General features: G+C 68.0%; 20 protein-coding genes. 10 read left to right on the forward strand and 10 right to left on the reverse strand.

The genetic code is table 11. The features are described from left to right. Nucleotides 1-15: 15 nt before the first annotated feature. From BAY61_RS24185 to BAY61_RS24205, 5 genes are all read right to left on the reverse strand, one after another. Nucleotides 16-852: a tryptophan 2,3-dioxygenase gene (locus BAY61_RS24185; protein ID WP_091807311.1), complete on the reverse strand. Its 837-nt coding sequence runs from the start codon at nucleotides 850-852 to the stop codon at nucleotides 16-18. After that, the gene (locus BAY61_RS24190) at nucleotides 774-1,724 is read right to left on the reverse strand and encodes a lysophospholipid acyltransferase family protein (RefSeq protein ID WP_170140215.1); all 951 of its coding nucleotides are present in this window, start codon (nucleotides 1,722-1,724) and stop codon (nucleotides 774-776) included. The genes BAY61_RS24185 and BAY61_RS24190 overlap by 79 nt, the downstream gene beginning before the upstream one ends. After that, a complete protein-coding gene (locus BAY61_RS24195; protein WP_091807310.1) occupies nucleotides 1,721-2,533 on the reverse strand; it encodes a GNAT family N-acetyltransferase in 813 nt (270 codons plus the stop codon). Before BAY61_RS24195 ends, BAY61_RS24190 begins: the two co-directional genes overlap by 4 nt. Before the next feature lie 147 nt (nucleotides 2,534-2,680). Further along, nucleotides 2,681-3,640 (reverse strand): electron transfer flavoprotein subunit alpha/FixB family protein, encoded by a 960-nt coding sequence (locus BAY61_RS24200; RefSeq protein WP_091807308.1) that lies wholly within the window; start codon nucleotides 3,638-3,640, stop codon nucleotides 2,681-2,683. A gap of 29 nt (nucleotides 3,641-3,669) precedes the next feature. Next, complete coding sequence (locus BAY61_RS24205; protein WP_091807307.1) at nucleotides 3,670-4,455, reverse strand: electron transfer flavoprotein subunit beta/FixA family protein; 786 nt, start codon at nucleotides 4,453-4,455, stop codon at nucleotides 3,670-3,672. Between the two features lie 236 nt (nucleotides 4,456-4,691). On the opposite strand from BAY61_RS24205, the gene BAY61_RS24210 reads away from it, so the two are divergent. From BAY61_RS24210 to BAY61_RS24220, 4 genes are all read left to right on the forward strand, one after another. Beyond that, a complete protein-coding gene (locus BAY61_RS24210; RefSeq protein ID WP_245865389.1) occupies nucleotides 4,692-5,531 on the forward strand; it encodes a DegV family protein in 840 nt (279 codons plus the stop codon). 91 nt (nucleotides 5,532-5,622) lie between these two features. Then, complete coding sequence (locus tag BAY61_RS33095; RefSeq protein ID WP_170140216.1) at nucleotides 5,623-5,796, forward strand: hypothetical protein; 174 nt, start codon at nucleotides 5,623-5,625, stop codon at nucleotides 5,794-5,796. A gap of 24 nt (nucleotides 5,797-5,820) precedes the next feature. Then, nucleotides 5,821-6,588, forward strand: a complete 768-nt coding sequence (locus BAY61_RS24215) for a class I SAM-dependent methyltransferase (RefSeq protein WP_091807303.1) — start codon at nucleotides 5,821-5,823, stop codon at nucleotides 6,586-6,588. Then, on the forward strand, nucleotides 6,585-8,090 hold the full coding sequence (locus BAY61_RS24220) for a 1,4-alpha-glucan branching protein domain-containing protein (RefSeq protein ID WP_091807301.1): 1,506 nt from the start codon (nucleotides 6,585-6,587) through the stop codon (nucleotides 8,088-8,090). The genes BAY61_RS24215 and BAY61_RS24220 overlap by 4 nt, the downstream gene beginning before the upstream one ends. Here the strand turns inward: BAY61_RS24220 and BAY61_RS24225 are convergent. Continuing rightward, the gene (locus tag BAY61_RS24225) at nucleotides 8,079-9,842 is read right to left on the reverse strand and encodes a glycoside hydrolase family 2 protein (RefSeq protein ID WP_091807514.1); all 1,764 of its coding nucleotides are present in this window, start codon (nucleotides 9,840-9,842) and stop codon (nucleotides 8,079-8,081) included. The genes BAY61_RS24220 and BAY61_RS24225 overlap by 12 nt on opposite strands. A gap of 92 nt (nucleotides 9,843-9,934) precedes the next feature. On the opposite strand from BAY61_RS24225, the gene BAY61_RS24230 reads away from it, so the two are divergent. The 3 genes from BAY61_RS24230 to BAY61_RS24240 all read left to right on the forward strand — a co-directional run bounded on the left by BAY61_RS24230 (nucleotide 9,935) and on the right by BAY61_RS24240 (nucleotide 12,659). Then, nucleotides 9,935-11,188 (forward strand): glycosyltransferase family 4 protein, encoded by a 1,254-nt coding sequence (locus BAY61_RS24230; protein ID WP_091807299.1) that lies wholly within the window; start codon nucleotides 9,935-9,937, stop codon nucleotides 11,186-11,188. Between the two features lie 65 nt (nucleotides 11,189-11,253). Further along, on the forward strand, nucleotides 11,254-12,255 hold the full coding sequence (locus BAY61_RS24235) for a hypothetical protein (protein ID WP_091807297.1): 1,002 nt from the start codon (nucleotides 11,254-11,256) through the stop codon (nucleotides 12,253-12,255). A 47-nt stretch (nucleotides 12,256-12,302) separates the two neighbouring features. Beyond that, a complete protein-coding gene (locus tag BAY61_RS24240; protein WP_091807295.1) occupies nucleotides 12,303-12,659 on the forward strand; it encodes a hypothetical protein in 357 nt (118 codons plus the stop codon). Nucleotides 12,660-13,021: 362 nt separating this feature from the next. Here BAY61_RS24240 and BAY61_RS24245 read toward each other — a convergent pair whose 3' ends face one another. After that, nucleotides 13,022-13,480 (reverse strand): nuclear transport factor 2 family protein, encoded by a 459-nt coding sequence (locus tag BAY61_RS24245; protein WP_091807294.1) that lies wholly within the window; start codon nucleotides 13,478-13,480, stop codon nucleotides 13,022-13,024. 92 nt (nucleotides 13,481-13,572) lie between these two features. Here BAY61_RS24245 and BAY61_RS24250 point away from each other — a divergent pair, with 92 nt between their 5' ends. After that, entirely contained in the window at nucleotides 13,573-14,148 is a 576-nt protein-coding gene (locus tag BAY61_RS24250; RefSeq protein ID WP_091807292.1) for a TetR/AcrR family transcriptional regulator, read from the forward strand. 66 nt (nucleotides 14,149-14,214) lie between these two features. On the opposite strand, the gene aceB is transcribed toward BAY61_RS24250, so the two are convergent. Further along, a complete protein-coding gene (gene aceB, locus BAY61_RS24255; protein ID WP_091807290.1) occupies nucleotides 14,215-15,819 on the reverse strand; it encodes a malate synthase A in 1,605 nt (534 codons plus the stop codon). A gap of 35 nt (nucleotides 15,820-15,854) precedes the next feature. Continuing rightward, nucleotides 15,855-17,150, reverse strand: a complete 1,296-nt coding sequence (gene aceA, locus BAY61_RS24260; RefSeq protein WP_091807288.1) for an isocitrate lyase — start codon at nucleotides 17,148-17,150, stop codon at nucleotides 15,855-15,857. A gap of 208 nt (nucleotides 17,151-17,358) precedes the next feature. On the opposite strand from aceA, the gene BAY61_RS24265 reads away from it, so the two are divergent. Beyond that, nucleotides 17,359-18,789, forward strand: a complete 1,431-nt coding sequence (locus BAY61_RS24265; RefSeq protein ID WP_091807513.1) for a short-chain fatty acyl-CoA regulator family protein — start codon at nucleotides 17,359-17,361, stop codon at nucleotides 18,787-18,789. A gap of 1 nt (nucleotide 18,790) precedes the next feature. Here the strand turns inward: BAY61_RS24265 and BAY61_RS24270 are convergent, their stop codons facing one another. Then, nucleotides 18,791-19,546: an acyltransferase gene (locus tag BAY61_RS24270; protein ID WP_091807286.1), complete on the reverse strand. Its 756-nt coding sequence runs from the start codon at nucleotides 19,544-19,546 to the stop codon at nucleotides 18,791-18,793. A 249-nt stretch (nucleotides 19,547-19,795) separates the two neighbouring features. Between BAY61_RS24270 and BAY61_RS24275 the strand changes: the two genes are divergently transcribed. Then, on the forward strand, nucleotides 19,796-20,761 hold the full coding sequence (locus BAY61_RS24275) for a nucleoside hydrolase (RefSeq protein WP_091807284.1): 966 nt from the start codon (nucleotides 19,796-19,798) through the stop codon (nucleotides 20,759-20,761). The last annotated feature ends 32 nt before the right edge of the window (nucleotides 20,762-20,793 follow it).

Genomic DNA, 20,793 nt, shown 5'->3' on the forward strand with positions numbered 1-20,793 from the left:
TGTCGAGCAATTGTCCTACAACTCCGAGCGCACGCTCCACAGGTCGGGGAAGACCGGGCTCGACAGCGTCGTCCGCAAGTAGGCGGCGCCGGAGGAGCCGCCGGTGCCTTCCTTGCCGCCGATGGTGCGCTCGACCATCTTCACGTGCCGGTAGCGCCATTCCTGGATGCCTTCGTCGAGGTCGACGAGGTGTTCGCACACCGAAGCGGGCCCTCCGTCATCGGCGTACACGCGCAGCAGGACGTCGCGGACCGCCCTCGACGGCGCGGCGGGCAGGCTCACGTCGTCGCGCCGCCGCAGGTCGTAGCCATGCTCGCGCAGGTAGCAGACGAAGGAATCGAAAAGGGACGGCCTCGACATGGCCGCGGCGATCCGGGTTCTCGCCTCGCTACCGGCCGGGTAGTGCTCGAACACGCCGCGATCCCGCCGTCCCAGTACCGCCTCCAGTTCCCTGAACTGGCTGGACTGGAACCCGCTCGCCGCCTCCAGCCTCGCCCGGAAGCTCGTGAATTGGCTTGGCGTCATGGTTTCGAGTACGTCGATCTGCGCGACGACGACCTTGAGGATCGTCAGCGTCCTGCGCAGGGTCCGCACCGAGTGCGGGGTGTCGCCTTCCTCCAGCTTCACCTGTAGGTAGCCGAGTTCGTGCAGCAGTTGTTTGAACCACAGCTCGTACACCTGGTGTATGACGATGAAGAGCAGTTCGTCGTGTTCGGCCGACCGGGGACGCTGAGCACCGAGTACCTCGTCCAGCGCGAGGTAGGAGGTATAGGTCAGTGAAGCGTGCGGGACCTCGTGGGTACCGCCCTGCTCGGTACCGTCAGGTCTGCCGGTGTTGCCGGTGTCGGGCATGGGCCACCTCGCAAGGACGCACCGCGCGACGACGCGACGGTGTTCGCCCGTGACGGTACCGATGCCGTGCCGAGGGCCGCATGTACCGCGGCCTCGGCGAGTCCCGCGAGTTCGGCCCTGTCACCTGCCCTGCCTGGTGCGATCTCGGGGCACACGAACAGTTCCAGCACCAAACCACGTGTCCTGAGCACCCTTCGCACCGAATCCAGCAACGTGTCGGTTCCGACGAACGACGGCTGTGCCGTCTCCCTTCCCGCTCGCGTGCGGTAGCGGAGCGCGACGGGCTGGACGGGGACACCGCCGGTGATGGCTGCCTGGAACAGCGCGGGCCGGAACCGGCCTGACGCGCGACCGCACCAGGTCGTGCCTTCCGGGCTGACCGCGACGATCGCGCCCTTTCTCAGCACCTCGGCCAGGTTCGCGACGGTGGCGGGCAGGGTGGAAAGCCGTTCCCTTTCGAGGAAAACGCCGCCCGCCTTCGCGACCAGCCCGCCGAGCACCGGCCAGCTCGCGATTTCCCTCTTGGCGAGCGCGCGCAGCGGTTTCCCGCCGTCGATCGCGTTCAACCCGACGATGTCGAGCCAGGAGATGTGGTTGTGCACGACGAGCGCTCCCCTGCCCGTTCCCGCGAGCTTCCCGTTGACGACGAGCCCGACCCCGCAGGCCGCGAGCAGGCAGCGGAAGACGAACCGCACGAACGGCTGCCGGTTGCGCATCACCATCAGCGTGGGCGCGGAGACGATCGCGAGCACCAGCACGAGGAGCAGGCCGAACAGGCGCAGTACCCTGCGCGGCAGTGCGACCGAGGGCGGCTCCTCGGCGTCCCTGCACGCCGCGTCGCAGGTCGAGACCGGCATCCAGGGGTGACTCACCGGAGTTCTCCCGCCGCGTCACCAGGCGATTCGCCGAGGAAAAACCGCAGGTACCTCGCGTCGACGCGTTGCAGATCGAGCAGCACGAGAAAGTCGGCGACGCCGAAATCCGGGTCGTGCGCGGGCGGCCCGCACACGTAGGCGCCGAGCCGGACGTAGCCCTTCAGCAAGGGCGGGAGACCCTTGCGCGAGGGAAGCGGGACCCCGGCGTGGTTCCACGGCCGGTAGGGACTCACCCGGTAGGCGGGCGGCGCGAGGTGCCGCGTCCGTACCTGATCCCACACCCCGGCGGCGAGGGTCCCGCCGTCGGCGAGCGGGACCGAGGCGCAGCCGACGAGGAACCGGTGTCCCCTCAACAACATGTAGCGGGCGATACCGGCCCACACGAGTCCGACGACGGCGCCGTTGCGGTGCCCTGCCGCGACGCACGATCGTCCGGTCTCCACGAGCGAACCGCGCAGGGCCGACAGCGCGGTGAGGTCGAATTCGGCATCCGCGTAGAGCCGCCCCGCCTCGGCGGCTCGCTCGGGCGGCAGCATGCGGTACGTGCCGACGATGGCGCCGGAGTTGTCGTCGCGGACGACGAGGTGGTCGCAGAATTGATCGAAGTAGTCGGCGTCGACGCCCGCCGCTCCCGGTTCCAGTTTCGCGCCCATTTCCTCGGCGAAAACCTGGTGCCGGAGGCGCTGCGCCGCGGCGACCTCGTCGTTGTCGTAGGCGACGAGCAGGGAATACCGTGCCCCGCTTTTCGTGGCGGCCGGATCCGCGCCCGCCCGGTCAGTGCTGGCGATGAGCTGTGACCGTCTCATGCCGCCGATCCTCGGCCGGTGACGGGAAACCGCGAAGGACTCCGGCCGTGACCGGCGTGTGCATAGTCCGTGAACGGCGGGTACGCGAAAAGGCCCCCGGCCGTCCGATATGGACGGCCGGGGGCCTTCGACGCGATCGCGCCGGACTCAGCCCTTTCGCTTGGCGACCTCTTCGGTGAGCTGCGGGGCGACGTTGAACAGGTCGCCGACGACACCGAAGTCGGCGATCTCGAAGATCGGCGCCTCCGAGTCCTTGTTCACGGCGACGATGGTCTTCGACGTCTGCATGCCCGCCCTGTGCTGAATGGCACCGGAAATGCCGAGCGCGACGTACAGCTGGGGCGACACGGTCTTGCCCGTCTGGCCGACCTGGAACTGCGCGGGGTAGTAGCCGGAGTCGACAGCCGCACGCGAGGCGCCGACCGCGGCTCCCAGCGCGTCGGCGAGCTTTTCGACGACGTCGAACTTCTCGGCGGAACCGACACCTCGGCCACCGGAGACGACGATGGACGCCTCGGTCAGTTCAGGCCGGTCGCCACCGACGACCGGGTCGACGCCGGTGATCTTCGCCGACTTCGCCGCGTCGGTCGCGGGCAGGCTGACGGCGACCTCCTCGGCGGCGCCGTCGGCCGCCTCCGCCTCGACCCCACCGGGCCGGACCGAGATGACCGGCGCGCCCTTGGCCGCCTTGGCTTTCACGGAGAACGCGCCACCGAAGATCGACTGGTCGACGGTGCCGTCCTCGTCGACGCCGACGGCGTCGACGAGCAGGCCCGAACCGAGCCGCACCGCGAGCCTTCCGGCGACCTCCTTGCCTTCCGACGTCGCCGCGACGAGCACAGCGGCGGGCGATGCCTGACCGGCGACCGTCGCCAGCGCGTCGACCTTCGGCGTCACGAGGTAGCCGCCTGCCTCGTCGGACTCCGCGACGTAGACCTTCGCGGCGCCGTAGGAGGCGAGTGATTCCTTGAGCTTGCCTGCCGAACCCGGCGAACCGACGACGACGGCGGAGGGCTCGCCGAGCGCACGCGCCGCGGTCAGCAGCTCGAAGGTGACCTTCTTGGCCTCACCGTCGACGTGGTCGACAAGCACCAGTACTTCTGCCATGAGTTCGTCTCCCTGTCGTAGGCGTGGTGTCAGATGAGCTTCTGGCCGACGAGGTATTCGGCGACCTTGCTGCCACCGTCGCCTTCGTCCTCGACCCGCTGGCCCGCCGTGCGAGGCGGCTTCGGCGAGGCTTGTTCGACCTGCGACCACGCGTTGCCGAGGCCGACCTCGCCCGCGTCGATGCCGAGGTCGGCGACGCTGAGGGTTTCCACCGGCTTCTTCTTGGCGGCCATGATGCCCTTGAACGACGGGTAGCGCGGCTCGTTGATCTTCTCGGTCACGCTGACCACGGCGGGAAGGTTCGCTTCGAGGTGCGTGATGCCGTCCTCGGTCTCGCGGTCGACCTTGATGGCGCTTCCCTCGACGGTGACCTGGCGCGCGTGGGTGAGCTGCGGCAGTCCGAGCAGTTCGGCGAGCACGGCAGGCACGGCGCCGCCTCGGCCGTCGGACGCCTCGTTGCCGGCGATGATCAGGTCGACGCCCTCGATCTTGCCGATCGCGGCCGCGATGACCTTGGCCGTCGCGATCAGGTCGGAGCCGTGCAGCGCGGCGTCGGAGACGTGGATGGCCTTGTCGGCACCCATCGAGAGCGCTTTGCGGATCGCGTCGGTGGCGCGGTCGGGACCGACGCACACGACGGTCACCTCGCCTTCGCCTGCCTCCTTGATCTTGAGCGCCTCTTCGACGGCACGCTCGTTGATCTCGTCGATCACCGCGTCGGCGGATTCCCGGTCCAGGGTGTGGTCGTTCTCGTTGAGCTTGCGCTCCGAGTAGGTGTCAGGCACCTGCTTGACCAGGACAGCGATGTTGGTCATGGATCTCCTTCGGCGCATGCAAAGCGTTACTGGCCGGTAAGACTATGTGCTGATTCCGGGCTTGGCGCGCCGAGGTGACGGCATTCACCTGGAATCCCGATTTACTAGGACCATAGTCCCAGAAGTTTTCGCATCGCCGCCACGTGCCCTCAGTACTACGTCCCGTGCACGATCGACGTCCGAAAGTCGCAACGGACTCCTTCTAATGGGTGGATGGAAGAGTTAGCCTCCCGAACGTGCCCGTAGCAGTCATCACCGATTCGACCGCCTGTATCCCCGAGCAGCTCGCGGCTCAATGGGGTATCTCGCTGGTCCAGGTCCAGATTGCCGTGGACGACCGCGTCGACGACGAAAGCCGCTTCCAGCGCGCCGAACTGATCGAACTCCTGCGCTCGGGCAGACCGGTCAGCACGAGGCCGCCCGATGCGGGCGCCTTCTTCTGGGCGTATCAGGACGCCGTCAGCGCGGGAGCCGACGCCATCGTCAGCCTGCACGTCTCAGCGAAGCTCTCGGCGACCGTCGAGGCGGCGCGCGAAGCGGCGCAGCAGGTCAAGGTACCCGTGCACGTCCTCGACAGCGGGACGACGAGCATGAGCCTCGGCTTCGCGGCGCTGTCGGCGGCCCGCACGGCCGCGGCAGGCGGGCAAGCACAGCGGGTCATGGAGGCAGCCGACCGGCGCTACCGGGCCAGCAGTGAACTCATCTACGTCGACACCCTCGACTACCTGCGCAGAGGAGGCAGAATCGGCGCCGCCTCGGCGATGCTCGGTTCCGCGCTGTCGATCAAACCGCTGCTCACCGTCAAGGACGGCGAGGTCGCGCCGCTGGCGAGGGTGCCAGGCCGCAAACGCGCTCTTGCCAAGGTCGCCGACCTCGCCGTTCAGCGGGCGGGTGAGGCCAAGGTCGACATCGCGGTCGCCTGCGCGACGCCGTCGGACAGGGAGATGACGATGGTGCAGCAACTGCGCGGCAGAGTGCCGGGGCTCAACGACATTTTCCTCGTGCAGGCGAGCACGGTCATCGCGGCACATGTCGGACCAGGAGCACTCGGAGTGACGATTGCGCCTATGTCGTGAATTCCTGACGCGAACCGGAAAACCGTAGGGGAACTTCACCTGCCGTCGCTACGTTGACATCCAGCCGGTTTCAGCCCACGAAGGGATCACGATGGCATCGCTGTTCAGCAAGGTGGCCCGCCTCGCGAAGAGCCCACAGGGCAAGCGCATGATCACGGAGGCGAAGCGACTCGCCAAGGACCCGAACACCCGCAAGCAGGCGAAGGACGCGGTCGACAAGTTCAGGGGCAAGGGAAAGGGAACACCGCCGCGGTCGGGCCACTGACGCCGAGCGGTTACGCTCCGGCGGGTGACGACCGATCGAGCCGAGGCCCTGCATCTCACCGGTGAGCGCACCGTGCCAGGCGTGCCGGAGGAGAACTACTGGTACCGCCGCCACGAGGCGGCCTACCGGCGGCTTCTCGGCCTGTGCACTGGCGCGGTCGTTCTCGAAGCGGGATGCGGGGAGGGCTACGGCGCCGAGCTCATCGCCGAGACGGCCGCCCACGTCGTCGCACTCGACTACGACGAGCAGGCCATGGCCCACGTCGCGGGCCGCTATCCGGGGGTCACTCCCGTGCTCGGCAACGTGGCCTGCCTGCCGCTGGCATCCGGTGGTGTCGACGTCGTCGCCAACTTCCAGGTCATCGAGCACCTTTGGGACCAGGCTGCTTTCCTCGCCGAGTGCGCGAGGGTGCTGCGTCCAGGAGGCAGACTGCTCGTCACCACACCCAACAGGCTCACCTTCACCCCCGATTCCGATTCGCCGCTGAATCCCTTTCACACCAGGGAACTCGCACCGTCCGAACTGGACTCGCTGTTGCGGGAAGCGGGATTCACGGTCGAACTGCTGCACGGCCTGCACCACGGCGAGGGCGTGCGGCGGCTCGACGACCGTCACGGCGGTTCGATCATCGACGCCCAACTCGACGTGGTGATGGGCACGCTGCCGGGCCAAGCACGATGGCCGGAGGACCTGCTCTCCGACGTCGCGGCCATCACGGCCGACGACTTCGCCATCACGGCCGAGGACATCGAAGCGAGCCTCGACCTGATCGCCGTGGCGGTGCGGCCATGACCGAACCGGAAGGCACTTTCTGCCTCGTCCTGCACAGTCACCTGCCGTGGCTCCCGCGGCACGGCACCTGGCCGGTCGGCGAGGAGTGGCTTTACCAGGCGTGGGCACATTCCTACCTGCCCTTCGCCGACCTGCTCAGCCGCTTCGCCGACGAGGGCAAGCGCGACATGCTCACCCTCGGCGTGACCCCGGTGCTCGCGGCGCAACTCGACGATCCCTACTCGCTGCGTGCTTTTCACGAATGGCTCGGCCACTGGCTGCTGCGCGCCCGGCACGCCGCGACGCTGTGGCAGGGCGACGACCTGCTCTCCGATCTCGCCGCAGCGGAACATCGCGCCGCCGAGAACGCGCTCGCCGACTTCGAAAGCCGTTGGCGGCACGGGTTCTCCCCCATCTTGCGGTCCGTTATGGACTCCGGCGTGATCGAACTGCTCGGCGGTCCGCTCACCCATCCCTTCCAGCCGCTGCTCGCCGAACCCGTTCGTTCCTTCGCGCTGCGCGAAGGACTCGCCGACACGCGGCTTCGGACCGGAACGACACCCGAGGGCATCTGGGCTCCCGAATGCGGTTACGCGCCTGGCATGGAAAGCGGCTATCAGCGGGCCGGTGTGCGCCGGTTTCTCGTCGACGGCCCCGCGTTGCGTGGCGACACCTCGGCCGCGCACCCCGTCGGTTCCTCCGACGTCGTGTGCTTCGGCCGCGACCTCGAAGTGACCTACCGCGTGTGGTCGCCGAAGGCGGGCTACCCCGGCCACAGCGCCTACCGAGACTTCCACACCTGGGCACACGAGGTGGGCCTCAAGCCGTCGAGAGTGACGGGCAAGCACATCGAACCGGCCGACAAGGCGCCCTACGACCCCGCCCTCGCCGCCGACACGCTTCGCTTGCACGTCAAGGACTTCGTGGACACGGTCGTGACCAGGATGCGCGAACTGCGCGCGCGGGACGGCAGGTCGCCGCTCGTGGTGGCCGCATACGACACCGAACTGTTCGGACACTGGTGGCACGAAGGGCCCGCGTGGCTTGAGGGCATCCTGCGCGCGCTGCCCGAAGCCGGGGTCAGGGTCACGACGCTGCGCGGCGCCGTCGAGGCGGGACACGTCGCCGAGCCCGTCGACCTGCCGGCGTCGTCGTGGGGATCAGGCAAGGACTGGCGGGTGTGGGACGGCGAGCAGGTCGCCGACATGGTGTCGGCCAACAGCGCGCTGCAACAACGGCTGCTGGCACTCGACATCCCGCGAGGGCATAGGGACGGCACGCTCGACCAGACCGTCACCGAGGCGCTGCTCGCCCTCTCCAGCGACTGGGCGTTCATGGTCACCAAGGACTCCGCCGCCGACTACGCGAGGCGAAGGGCGGCCGACCACACCGCGCGGTTCGACGAACTGGCCGCGCTCGTGCGCTCAGGCGACCCCGCCGCGGCAACGACGGCGGAGCGGTTCCGCGCATTGGCGAACCCTTTCGGGAGACTCGACGCGCGCGGACTCGGCTCAGGAAGCTGACCCGCGCTCGACGGCACCGGCGGCGATGACGGCCCGGTTGCGCTCCGCGACGACGCGGGGATCGGCCTTCACCACCCTGCGGTCGTAGCTGAGCAGGCCGTTGACCTCGTTCTCCACGTCGGTGGTCTGGGTGTAGATCGCGGCGGAGAGACCGAGGTCGCGCACGACGCTCTCCAGGTCCTCACTGAGCTCCGCGTAGCGGCGGGTCAGCTCCTCCCTGTCGGCCGTCAGCTCGTAGGCGAGCGGTTCCCCAGGCCACACGTGCCCATCGACGACAAGGCCGAGCCCGCCGTACTCACCGGCGACGGTCGCCCTGCCGTCCTTGAGCAACGGCCGCCCCGGCCCCACGTAGGTGTGGTCGTCGTAGAGGTCACCCTCGCCCGAATCCGGATGCGAGTGACAACAGTTGACCCCGCTGTCGGCGACGACGAGCCTGCCGGGGTCGGAAGCCTTGACCTCCTTGGCGACGCGGGCGGTCTCGAACTCGCCCCAGCCCTCGTTGAACGGTACCCACACGACGATCGAGGTGAACCCGCGCAATTGCTCGATCATGGCGGCCAACTCGGTCTCGAAACGCGAGCGGGCCTTCGCCACAGGCCGCGCCTGCGGTCCTGGCGGGTTGTCGAGAACGACCGGAAGCGACGGCATGTCCTGCCACACCAGCAAACCCAGCCGGTCAGCCCAGTAATACCACCGCGCGGGCTCCACCTTGACGTGCTTGCGCACGGTGTTGAAGCCGAGCGACTTGGTGCGTTCGAGGTCGAACCGCAACGCCTCGTCGGTCGGCGCCGTGTAGCAGCCGTCAGGCCAGTAGCCCTGATCGAGCAGGCCGTGCTGGAAGGTGATCCGGCCGTTGAGCGCGATGCGGGGCCGTCCGCGCTCGTCGGTGACCAGCTCGACCGAGCGCAGCCCCGCGTAGCTCGTGACCTCGTCGAGAGTGTCCTTGGCCGTGGAAAGGCGCACGGTGAGGTCGTAGAGGTGAGGATCGTCCGGGTCCCACAGGTGCGGTTCGGGAACGTCGATCCGCAACCGTTCGCCGGTCCGCCCGCTCACGCGCGCGACGACGGGGCCGCCGGGCTCGGTGACCGTCACCTCCGCCCGCTCACCACCGTGACCACCCGCTCGGACGGTGACATCGAGCCCACGCTGATCGGAGCCGATCGTGAGCGCCTCGACATACGCCGAAGGCACCGGTTCGATCCACACCGGCTGCCAGATGCCAGAGGATCCGGTGTAGAGGATGCCCTCCGGTTTCCTCGCCTGCTTGCCGACGGGAAACGCTCCACTGTTGCCGGAGTCCACGGCGTGCACGAGGATCTCCTGCTCGCCTCCGGCGCGCAGCACATCGGTGATGTCGGCGTGGAAACTCGTGTAGCCGCCCTCGTGCTCGGCGACGAGCTGGTGGTTGATCCACACGCGCGCGACCTGGTCGACGGCGCCGAAGTGCAGCAGGACCCGGTGCCGCGACGGCCAGTCCGCCGGGATCTCGAACGTGCGCCGGTACCACATGTGCTCGTCGGTCCTGCTGATTCCGGACAACGGCGACTCGGGCGGAAACGGCACGAGAATGGACTCGTCCCGCCACACCGGCCCGTCCCCCGTCCGGCTGGTGTACTCCCAGGGACCGTTGAGGCTGTGCCACCTCGGCCGCACGAGCTGCGGCCTCGGGTACTCCGGCAGGCAATGGGCATCATCGACCTGGTCAGTCCACGGTGTGCTCAGCCCGCCCGCTTCCGACGCGGGACGGGTCATCGACGCGTTCGGCTGGATCACCGTTCCGATGTTGGCAGACGTCAGTGGGACGTGTCGCCACCCGGAATCCGACTCGTGAGTAACCTCCACTCATGCGCGTGCTGATGCTGTCGTGGGAGTACCCGCCCGTCGTGGTCGGGGGCCTTGCCCGCCACGTCCACGCACTCGCCCGTCACCTGGTCAAAGACGGTCACGAAGTGGTCGTTCTGTGCAGGCATCCGGCAGGCACGGACGCGGAGACCCACCCGGCGACCGACAGGGTCGCCGAGGGCGTCCGCATCATCAGGGTCGCCGAGGATCCGATGCACGTGACCTTCGAACGCGACCTCGTCGCCTGGACGCTCGCCATGGGGCACGCGATGGTCAGGGCGGGTACCGCGCTGTTTCGTACCTGGCGGCCCGATGTCGTGCACGCCCACGACTGGCTCGTGACCCATCCCGCGATCGCGCTGGCCGAAGCCGCGAGAGCGCCGCTGGTCGGCACGATTCACGCGACCGAGGCCGGACGGCATTCCGGCTGGCTCTCCCACCCGCTCAACCAGCAGGTCCACTCCGTCGAGTGGTGGCTGGCCAACAGGGTCGACGCGCTCATCACCTGCTCACAGGCCATGCGCGCGGAGGTCGCCCACCTGTTCGAGATCGAGGGCGACGGCATCACCGTCATCCACAACGGCATCGAGGAACGCACCTGGTGGGTGCCCGACGACGAGATCGAGTCGGCCAGGCTCGCGCACAGTCCCGGCGGCGCCCCGCTGCTGTTGTACTTCGGAAGGCTGGAGTGGGAGAAGGGCGTGCAGGACCTGCTCGCCGCGTTGCCAGCCATCCGTGAGCGGCACGAGGGAACCCGGCTCGTCGTCGCGGGCAAGGGAAGGCATCTCGACGAACTGGTCGACCAGACCGCCACGCTGGAACTCGGCGGAGCCGTCGACTTCGTCGGCCACCTCTCGGACAGGGAACTGCGGGCCGTGCTCGCCGCATCCGATGCCGTCGTGCTGCCCAGCAGGTACGAACCATTCGGCATCGTGGCCCTCGAAGCCGCCGCGGCGCGAAGGCCGCTGGTGGCGTCGACGGCGGGCGGTCTCGGCGAGGTCGTGGACGACGGAAAGACGGGCCTGGCCTTCACCCCAGGTGACGTCGCCGCCATCGCCGACGCGGTACACCAGGTACTCGGCGACTCCGAAGCCGCGGGAAAGCGAGCGCTGGCCGCGCAGGCCCGGCTCTCCGCCGACTTCGACTGGGCGCGCATCGCCGCGGCGACCGCGCGCGTGTACCGGAGGACGAGAGTCGGCGAACCACACGAGCTCGGTCGTCCCAAGATCGCGACCGGAAATGCGTTCGAACCCTAGGACACACTCCCTTTCGCTCGGTTAGCCTCCGGTGCGCGACAGATCAAGCGACACAGGGGGAACGAGTGCGAAGGCGGAATCTTCTCAAGGCCGTTGCGGGTCTCGGAGCGGGAGCCGCGCTCGCGGGCGCGCTGCCCGCTACGACGAGTGCGGCCGGGGTCCGCGGGGCGGGAACGACCAGCAGGGGCGGCTCCAACTACGCGTGGTACCGATTGGACGGTTGCGACAGGGAGCCCTACGGCGTCGTCAACAGCTTCCACAAGGCACCGGAAACCATCGCGGGGCAACTTCAGGCCATGTACGACGCGGGGCAGCGGCGCCTGCGCATCCCGCTCTTTCACCGCAGGGGCCCGGAATCGGGCACACTGCTCGATTCGACCGGCGGCGACCTTTCCGCGCAGAACCGGAAGAACCTCACCGACCTGCTGACGCTCGTCAGGGAAACCAGGTTCGAGGAAGTCCAGATCAGCTTCATTCCCAGCGGGGGCAACACCCCGTTCGAATGGCCACAGTGGAATCCCGGCCTCTACGAGGAGAACCGGAGCATCGTCCACAATATCCGGCCACTGATCGCGGACGCGGGAATCCACTACCGGATCGACCTCTACAACGAGGCGATTCCGACCGTGGGGCAAGAGGTTCTGTTGCGCTACGCGCGAGAATTGTGGGCCGACTACACCTCGGCGTACGGCAAGAACGACACCATCGGGTTCTCGACCATCGCCAACCCCGACAGGGTCCGCCGGATTCCCGAGGTCTACGGAACGAACCCGCCGCACCTGTTCGATTTCCACTTCTACTTCAACGAGCAGTTCGACGAGTACGGCAAGTTCATGGAAACGCACCGGATCATGAACGAGCACGGTTACCTGGGGCAGGGCTGGACCATCGGCGAGATGCACTACAACGACCCCGTCGCGGCCGACCAGCTTTCCCGTGCCATCGCGGACAGTGGCAGGAGGGTGTACTACGCGTTGCAGTGGCCATGGACGAGGGACAAGCGGTGTGAACACGTCGACGTCACGCCGCCGATTGACTTCGACCGCTACCTGGCGGTGGGCTTCTAGCCCCGCGCGCCTGGACGGCGCGAGGCGTGCGCGAGTCCCGTGTTCGTGTGCGCGAGTCCCCCGTCCAGGTGGCCGAGATCCGCACTCCCGTCGCCGAGTTCTGCACCCAGGAGCGCGAGTTCTGCACCCAGGCCGCCGAGATCCGCACCCAGGAGCGCGAGGTGCGCGCTCGGGCGCGTGAGGTGCGCACTCAAACCGTTGAGTTCTGCGTCAAGGACAGCGAGATCCGCGCTCGGATGCGTGACGCGCGCTCGGTGCGGGCGGGCGGGACGTTCACACGCGCACCAGCCCCACAATCCGCTACCGGGCATGCTTGGCCGGAAACCCAGACACCGGTGTCCCGTTGGCAACCCGCCGCCGGAACGCCGATGTCGGAGACCCGAACGCGGACCTCGGCGACCTGAGTGCAGAACTCGCGGACAAACGCGGGACTCGCCGAGCCGAACGCAGAACTCGGCAGCCCGAATGCAGAACTCGGCGACCTGAGTGCAGAACTCGGCGACCTGAGTGCAGAACTCGGCGACCTGGACGGGGGACTCGCGCACGAACACGGGACTCGCCCGGCGGCCCCACCCGGCACGATGACCCCGGCGGCCCGGCACGGCGACCCCGGCGGCCCGGCACGACCCGGCGGCGGGCGCGGGTCAGCCCGGCTCGGCGCGACCCGGCGACCCGGGGCACGACCCGGCGGCCTCCAGCCCGACGCGACCCGGGCAAGCCCCGGCGGCCCGGGGCACGAACCCGGCGGCGCGGGCGCGGGCGTGGGTCAGAAGATCGGGAACCGGGTTCCTCGGTCGGCTTCCGGACGCGGACCGTGGATCCTCCGCTCATCGGCCGCGATCGGCAGGTCGTTGATACTCGCCTCCCTGCGTCGCATCAATCCGTCCTCGGTGAACTCCCACAGCTCGTTGCCGTAGCTGCGCCACCACTGACCGGCACTGTCGTGGCATTCGTACTGGAAACGCACCGCGATCCGGTCGTCCGTGAAGGCCCACAACTCCTTTCGCAGCGCGTAATCCAGTTCTCGCTGCCACTTCGCGCTGAGAAAGTCGACGATCCGCGCCCTGCCCTCGATGTGCTGATCCCGGTTGCGCCACACGGAATCCTCGGTGTAGGCAAGCGCGACCCGCTCGGGGTCACGGGTGTTCCACGCGTCTTCCGCGGCCTGCACCTTCCGCGCCGCGGTGACGGCGTCGAACGGCGGGAACGGGGGACGTGGCGCCATGATCACTCTCCTTACCTACCAAGGGAGAACGATCGTTCTCCCTTGCGCTAGGCTAGAGAACAATCGTTCTCGACGCCAGGGGCTGATCGACCGTGAATCGCGAGGAGGCAACGCGGCGGCTACTCGACGCCGCCGAGGCAGAGTTCTACGAGCACGGCATCCAGGCCGTCGGCATGGCCGCCATCCGGGAACGTTCCGGCGTCTCGCTCAAGCGGCTCTACCAATGCTTCCCCGCCAAGGAAGACCTTGTGCTCGCCTACCTCTCCCGCAGGGACCTGCGCTGGCTCGACTCACTCGCCGACCACGTCACCGCCAACGCGGCGACGCCGGCGGAGGCCGTGCTCGCGGTGTTCGACTGGCTGCACCTCTGGTTCGCCGAGGACGGATTTCACGGCTGCGCCTTCATCAATTCCTTCGGCGAGCTGGGAAGCACCTCACCGGTCATCGCCGAAGCCGGAATCCGGCACAAGGACCGGCTCAGGGAGTACCTGCGCGATCTCGTGAGCCAACTCGAAGTCACCGATGTCGACAAGCTCACCGATCAGCTCTTCAGCCTCGTCGAAGGTGCCACCGTGATCGCGGGAATGTCCGGCCGCCAGGACATCGCGTTGTCGAGCAAGGCGGCAGCGGCGACGCTCCTCGAAGCACGCCTGCCCTCCGCGCGGTGATCCCACCAGAACCAAGGCAAAGGGGCATCGCCGGTGCGTGCGGGCGCACCGGCGATGCCCCTTCCGTCACCTGCCCTCGGTCAGGTGACGCGCGTAGGCACCGGTGGTGAAGAAGCTCGGCAGCCGCTCCCCTAGCGCGGTCTCGACGAAGACCTCCCTCGCCTCGACCAGCCGGTTGCCGTGCCCGAGATCGGCGCGCACGACGTCGAGTTCCTCGTCGAGCCACCCGCCGACGAGCTCCTTGGTGATCAACGAGCCGTCCGCGAGTTTCGTACCGTTGCGGATCCATTGCCACACCTGGCAGCGCGCGATCTCGGCGGTCGCCGCGTCCTCCATGAGGTTGGCGATGGCCGCGGCTCCGGTTCCCCGCAACCAGGCGTCGACATACCGCAGCGCAACGTTGATGTTGGCCCGCACGCCTTCCTCGGTGACCTCGCCGCCCGTGCTGGCCACGTCGAGCAGATCGGCTTCGCCGACGCTGACGTCCTCCCTGAGCCTTCCGAGCTGGTTGGGCCAGCCACCGAGCACCTCGTCGAAGACGGCACGGCACACCGGCACGAGCCCTGGGTGGGCGACCCAGGAGCCGTCGAAGCCGTCACCGGCCTCCCTTTCCTTGTCCTGCTTGACTTTGCCGACCGCGGTGGCGTTGACCTCGGGGTCCCTGCTCGGGATGAACGCCGACATCCCGCCGATCGCGTGCGCGCCCCGCTTGTGGCAGGTCCGCACGAGCAGTTCGGTGTAGGAACGCATGAACGGCACCGTCATCGTGACCTGTGCCCTGTCGGGAAGCACGAAGTCGGCACCGGCCGCGCCGAAGGTCTTGATGAGACTGAAGATGTAGTCCCAGCGTCCCGCGTTCAACCCGGCCGCGTGCTCGCGCAGTTCGTAAAGGATCTCGTCCATTTCGAACGCGGCGGTGATCGTCTCGATCAGCACCGTCGCCCTGATGGTTCCCCTCGGCAGGCCGAGTTTCCGTTGCGCGAAACGGAAAACGTCGTTCCACAATCGCGCCTCGTGATGGCTTTCCAGCTTCGGGAGGTAGAAATAAGGACCGCTACCACGTGCGACGAGCCGCCGTGCGTTGTGGAAGAAGTACAGTCCGAAGTCGACCAGGCTTGCCGAAACCGGCCTCCCGTCGATCCGGATGTGCTTCTCCACGAGATGCCAGCCTCGGGGCCTCGCCACGATCGTCGCCGGGCTGTCGCCGATCGTGTACCGCTTGCCGTTCTCCGTGAAGTCGATGTCCCGCCGGATCGCGTCGTAGAGGTTGAGCTGTCCTCCGACGATGTTGTGCCAGGTCGGCGACGTCGCGTCCTCGAAGTCGGCGAGCCACACCTTCGCGCCGGAGTTGAGGGCGTTGACGGTCATCTTGCGGTCCGTCGGCCCCGTGATCTCGACGCGCCTGTCCTCAAGTCCCTGCGCGGGAGGTGCCACCTGCCACGACTCGTCGCCGCGAATGGCCCTCGTCTCGGGGAGGAAGCCGAGCTGCTCCTCACCGGAGGCGAGCCGTTCCCTGCGCTTCCTACGCTCGTCGAGCAGTACCCTTCGCCTGCCCGCGAACGCGTTGTCCAGCGCTGCGACGAACTCCAGCGCCGAGGGGGTGAGGATCTCGCCGAACCGGTCACCTGCCGATCCGGCGACCTCCAGCCGGTAGTTGAGCGTGCCAGTCATGTCTTCCTCCGAGGCAAGAGCGCGAGAACACCGACTCAGAACTGAGCTTCTTCGGTGGAACCGGTGAGCGCTGTCGTCGAGCTTTCCGGGTTGAGCGCGGTGCTGACCTGGTCGAACCAGCCGGTGCCGACCTCGCGCTGGTGCTTGGTGGCGGTGTAGCCGCGGTCCTCGGCGGCGAATTCCCGCTCCTGGAGTTCCACGTAGGCGCTCATGCCGTCGGTCGCGTAACCGCTGGCGAGGTCGAACATGGAGTAGTTGAGCGCGTGGAATCCGGCGAGCGTGATGAACTGGAACTTGTAGCCCATGTGCCCGAGTTCGCGCTGGAACTTCGCGATCGTGGCGTCGTCGAGGTGCTTCTTCCAGTTGAACGACGGCGAGCAGTTGTAGGCGAGCAACTGATCCGGGTACTCGGCCTTGATGGCTTCGGCGAACTCCCTCGCGACCTCAAGGTCGGGTTCGGAGGTCTCCATCCACAGCAGGTCGGCGTATCGGGCGTAGGCCAGGCCCCTGTCGATGCAGGGCTCGATGCCGTTGCGGACCTTGTAGAAGCCCTCGGAGGTGCGTTCTCCCGTGAGGTACTTGCGGTCGCGCTCGTCGACGTCGCTGGTGATGAGGGTGGCCGCCTGCGCGTCGGTACGGGCGACGATCAGCGAAGGAACGTCGAGCACGTCGGCAGCGAGCCGCGCCGCGTTGAGGGTGCGCTCGTGCTGCTTGGTCGGGATGAGCACCTTGCCACCGAGGTGGCCGCACTTCTTCTCGGAGGCGAGCTGGTCCTCCCAGTGCACACCGGCCGCTCCGGCCGCGATCATGCCCTTCATCAGCTCGAACGCGTTGAGCGGTCCACCGAAGCCCGCCTCGGCGTCGGCGACGATGGGGGCGAACCAGTCGATGTCGGTGTTGCCCTCCGCCCAGTTGATCTGGTCGGCGCGGCCGAGCGCGTTGTTGATCCTGCGCACGACGGCCGGAACCGAGTTCGCGGGGTAGAGACTCTGGTCGGGGTAGGTCTGCCCAGCGAGGTTGGCATCGGCGGCCACCTGCCAGCCGGAGAGGTAGATGGCCTTGAGGCCCGCCCTGACCTGCTGCACGGCCTGGTTGCCGGTGAGCGCGCCGAGCGAGTGCACGTAGTCCTCGGTGCGCAGCAGATCCCACAGCTTCTCCGCGCCACGGCGGGCGAGGGTGTGCTCCTCGACGACGCTGCCGCGCAGCTTGACCACGTCGGCGGCCGAGTAGGACCGGTCGACTCCGGCCCAGCGCGGGTTGGTCTCCCATTCCTTGGCGAGCGCGGTCGCGTCCTTCTCGAAAGCGGGCTTCTTTGGCTTGGACACGGTCATCGGGCCTCTCCACCTCTTACAACAGCAACGTTTGCGAACTTTGCGATTACTCGCTTTGCTGGTAAGACCATGACATGAGCCGGGAAAACCAAGCCAGAGCGCGAATTTGCCAATTTGTGCTAATTTTTCCTAACATCTTGCGAAGCTTGCGAATTCACCGATCCGCTTGATCGGTACGGAAACAGACCTTTCGAAGGGAACGGTCAGCGTGGACAAGACCTTCGCCGGAGCGCGACTACGGCACCTGCGGGAAAGCAGATCGATGAGCCAGGCCGACCTGGCGAGGCTGCTGGAGATCTCACCGAGCTACCTCAACCAGATCGAGCACAACGCGAGGCCACTGTCGGTGGCGGTACTCCTGCGCATCACGGCCGCGTTCGGCGTCGACGCCGAGTTCTTCGCCGACAACGACACCTCCCGGCTCGTCGCCGACGTGCGCGAGGCGCTGCTCGACGAGACCATCTCGGCACAGGTCTCCCCCGGTGAGATCAACGACCTCGCCAAGAACCTCCCCACCATCGCCGAGGCGCTGGTCGCCCTGCACCGGCGCTACCGCAACGCGGTGGAGAACACGGCCGCGCTGGTGGCCGAGGACGGGCGAGGGGTACACGGCAGCGCGGCCGCGCCGCTTCCCCACGAGGAGGTGCGCGACTTCTTCTACGAGCGGGAGAACTACGTCGCCGAACTCGACGAGCGTGCCGAACGGATGTACCAGGAACTCGGCCTTCGCAGGGGCGAGGTGCGCAACGGCCTGCTGAGGGCACTCACCGAGCGTTACGACGTCACGGTCACCACGGAGGGCATCGACGAGGCGGCGGGCGAGCAGCACCGCTACGAGTCGGCGGGCAGGGTGCTGCGCATGGCGCCGAGCCTGCGGATCGGGCAGCAGGCGTTTCGGATGGCCTCGCAGATCGCGCTGCTCGAGTACGACGACCTGATCACCGAACTGGCCGATTCGTGGGCCTTCTCCGGGCAACCGGCACGGTCGCTCGCGAGGGTGGGGCTCGCGAACTACTTCGCGGGCGCGCTCATCCTGCCCTACCGCATGTTCCACGGGCAGGCCGAAAAGCTGCGCTACGACATCGAATTGCTGTGCGACCACTTCGGTGTCGGCTTCGAGACGGTGTGCCACCGGCTTTCCACGCTCCAGCGGCCGAAGCTGCGCGGTATCCCGTTCTCGTTCGTCAGGGTCGACAGGGCCGGCAACATGTCCAAACGCCAGTCCGCGGCCGGTTTCCACTTCTCGCGGGTAGGCGGGGCGTGTCCACTGTGGGTGATCTACGAGGCGTTCACCGCGCCCGGCAAGATCCTCAGTCAGGTGGCGACGCTTCCCGACGGCAAGAGCTACTTCTGGGTCGCGCGGACCATTTCCCGCAACATCGGCGGCTACGGCAGTCCGGGCAAGATGTTCTCCGTCGGGCTCGGCTGCGAACTGCGGCACGCGAGGCGGCTGGTCTACTCGGCGGGGCTCGACCTCGACGACACCTCGGCCTCGACGCCGATCGGCATGGGCTGCAAGGTGTGCGAGCGTCCCGCCTGTCCTCAGCGGGCCTTCCCCACGATCGGCAAGCGGCTCACCGTCGACGAGAACACCAGCACGTTCGTGCCCTATCCCGCCGTGCCGAAGCCCGAACCGTGAGTCACGACTCGCCGAGCGTCTTCTGCAAAGCCTTGCTCGCCTTGCGGGCCATGTCCTTCACGGCGGCCCTGCGCTCGGCGTCGGCCTCGTAGTCGGCCTTGCGGTCGCGCACGACGCGAGCGGGCGAGCCGACGGCGATCGCGTAGTCGGGAATGTCGCCGCGCACGACGGCGTGCGCGCCGAGCACACAGCCCCTGCCGACCCTGGTCCCGCGCAGCACGGAGACCTTGGTCCCGATCCAGGTGTCCGGGCCGATCCGCACCGGCGACTTGACGATGCCCTGGTCCTTGATCGGAAGGTTGATGTCGGCGGTGACATGATCGAAGTCGCAGATGTAGACCCAGTCCGCGACGAGCGCGGCCCCGCCCAGCTCGATGTCCAGGTAGCCGTTGACCACGTTCTGCCTGCCGAAGACCACCTTGTCGCCGATCCGCAGCGACCCCTCGTGGCAGCGGATGGCGTTGCCGTCTCCGATGTGCACCCAGCGGCCGATCTCCAGTTGCCCGTAACCCGGCCTGCAGTGGATCTCCACGTTCTTGCCGAGGAAGACCATGCCGCGAAGGATGATGTGCGGATTGGCTACCCGGAAGCGCAGCAGTCTCCAGTACCGCACCAGGTACCAGGGCGTGAACGCCCTGTTGCGCACGACCCAGCGCAGCGAGTCCACGGTCAGGAACCGGGCCTGCCTTGGGTCGCGGCGCGCCTTTCTCCACGCGTGCATCCGGGACAGCATCGGTGAGCCCCACATCGACGTCATGGGGTGACCGTAACCTGTGCTACCCGACCTGCGGTTTCTTGGTTTCCGAGTAGGCGCGGCCGAGTCCTGCGGCTCGCGGTGTTTCCGCTGGTCATCCCAGGTTCCCTGGGCTGTCCGTTTTTTCGGGTTCGGCCGGTTCCTTGAGGTCGATACCTCACCGTGACGATCGACGGCGCCGGGCGTGGGCCGGGGATACGCGAAACGACGTGACCGTAGCCTGTGCCGGGAACGTGAGCGAAGGAGTGAGCCGTGCGAACCAGGCTGATCATCGATACCGACCCCGGCGTCGATGACGCTTTCGCCATCGCGCTGGCGGCGTTGAGCGACGACGTCGACCTGCTCGGGGTGACGACCGTCTTCGGGAACGTGCCACTGTCGGCGACGACCCGTAACGCTTCGCGGTTGCTCGCGCTGTGCGGGCGCGACGACGTGCCGGTCGCGGCCGGTGCCGCGCGCCCGCTGGTACACCGGCACCCTCGGGAAGCAGGGTACGTACACGGGCTGGACGGGCTTTCCGGACGCGCGGCTTCGCTGCCGGAACCCTCGCGCGAGCTGGAACCGGTCGACGCGGTCACGCTGCTGGCCAACCTGCTCGACGCCGCCGAAGGGCCGGTGACGATCGCCCCGATCGGCCCGCTCACCAACATCGCCGCCCTGCTCGCCGCCCATCCCCGCTGCGCCGAGAAGATCGACCGCCTCGTGATCATGGGAGGCGCCATCGGCCACGGCAACAGCACGGCCGCGGCGGAGTTCAACATCTGGAGCGACCCCGAGGCGGCCCACCGCGTGCTCGCGGGCGGCGAGGTGCCGTGCGTGCTGGTCCCGATGGACCTGACCTACCGGTGCGCCGTCAGCGCGGAGTGGCTGAGCACGCTCGCCGCGACCGGCCCGGTCGGCGCCGCGCTGGAAGCGCTGACCCCCGACTATCTCGACCATTACCGCAAGGCACTGGGCTGGGACGGGATCGTCGTGCACGACGCGGTCGCAGTCGCGGAGGCGATCAGGCCGGGAACGCTGCGAACCGAGAGGGCGCCCGTCGCCGTCGAGTGCTCACAGGGCCCGGGCAGAGGCGCCACGATCGCCGATCTGCGCAGGCGGGAGCTGCGGGAGGAGACCGGTACCGCCGAGGCGCCTTCCGCCGGCATCGCGGTCGACGCCGAGCTGGACAAGCTGCGGGACTTCCTGTTCGAGCGGCTCTCCCGGCACGAGAACTAAGCGTTCACGCCCTTTCACACCCGTAGCTCACC

The organism is Prauserella marina (assembly GCF_002240355.1).
In the GTDB taxonomy this organism is placed as follows: Bacteria; Actinomycetota; Actinomycetes; order Mycobacteriales; family Pseudonocardiaceae; genus Prauserella_A; species Prauserella_A marina.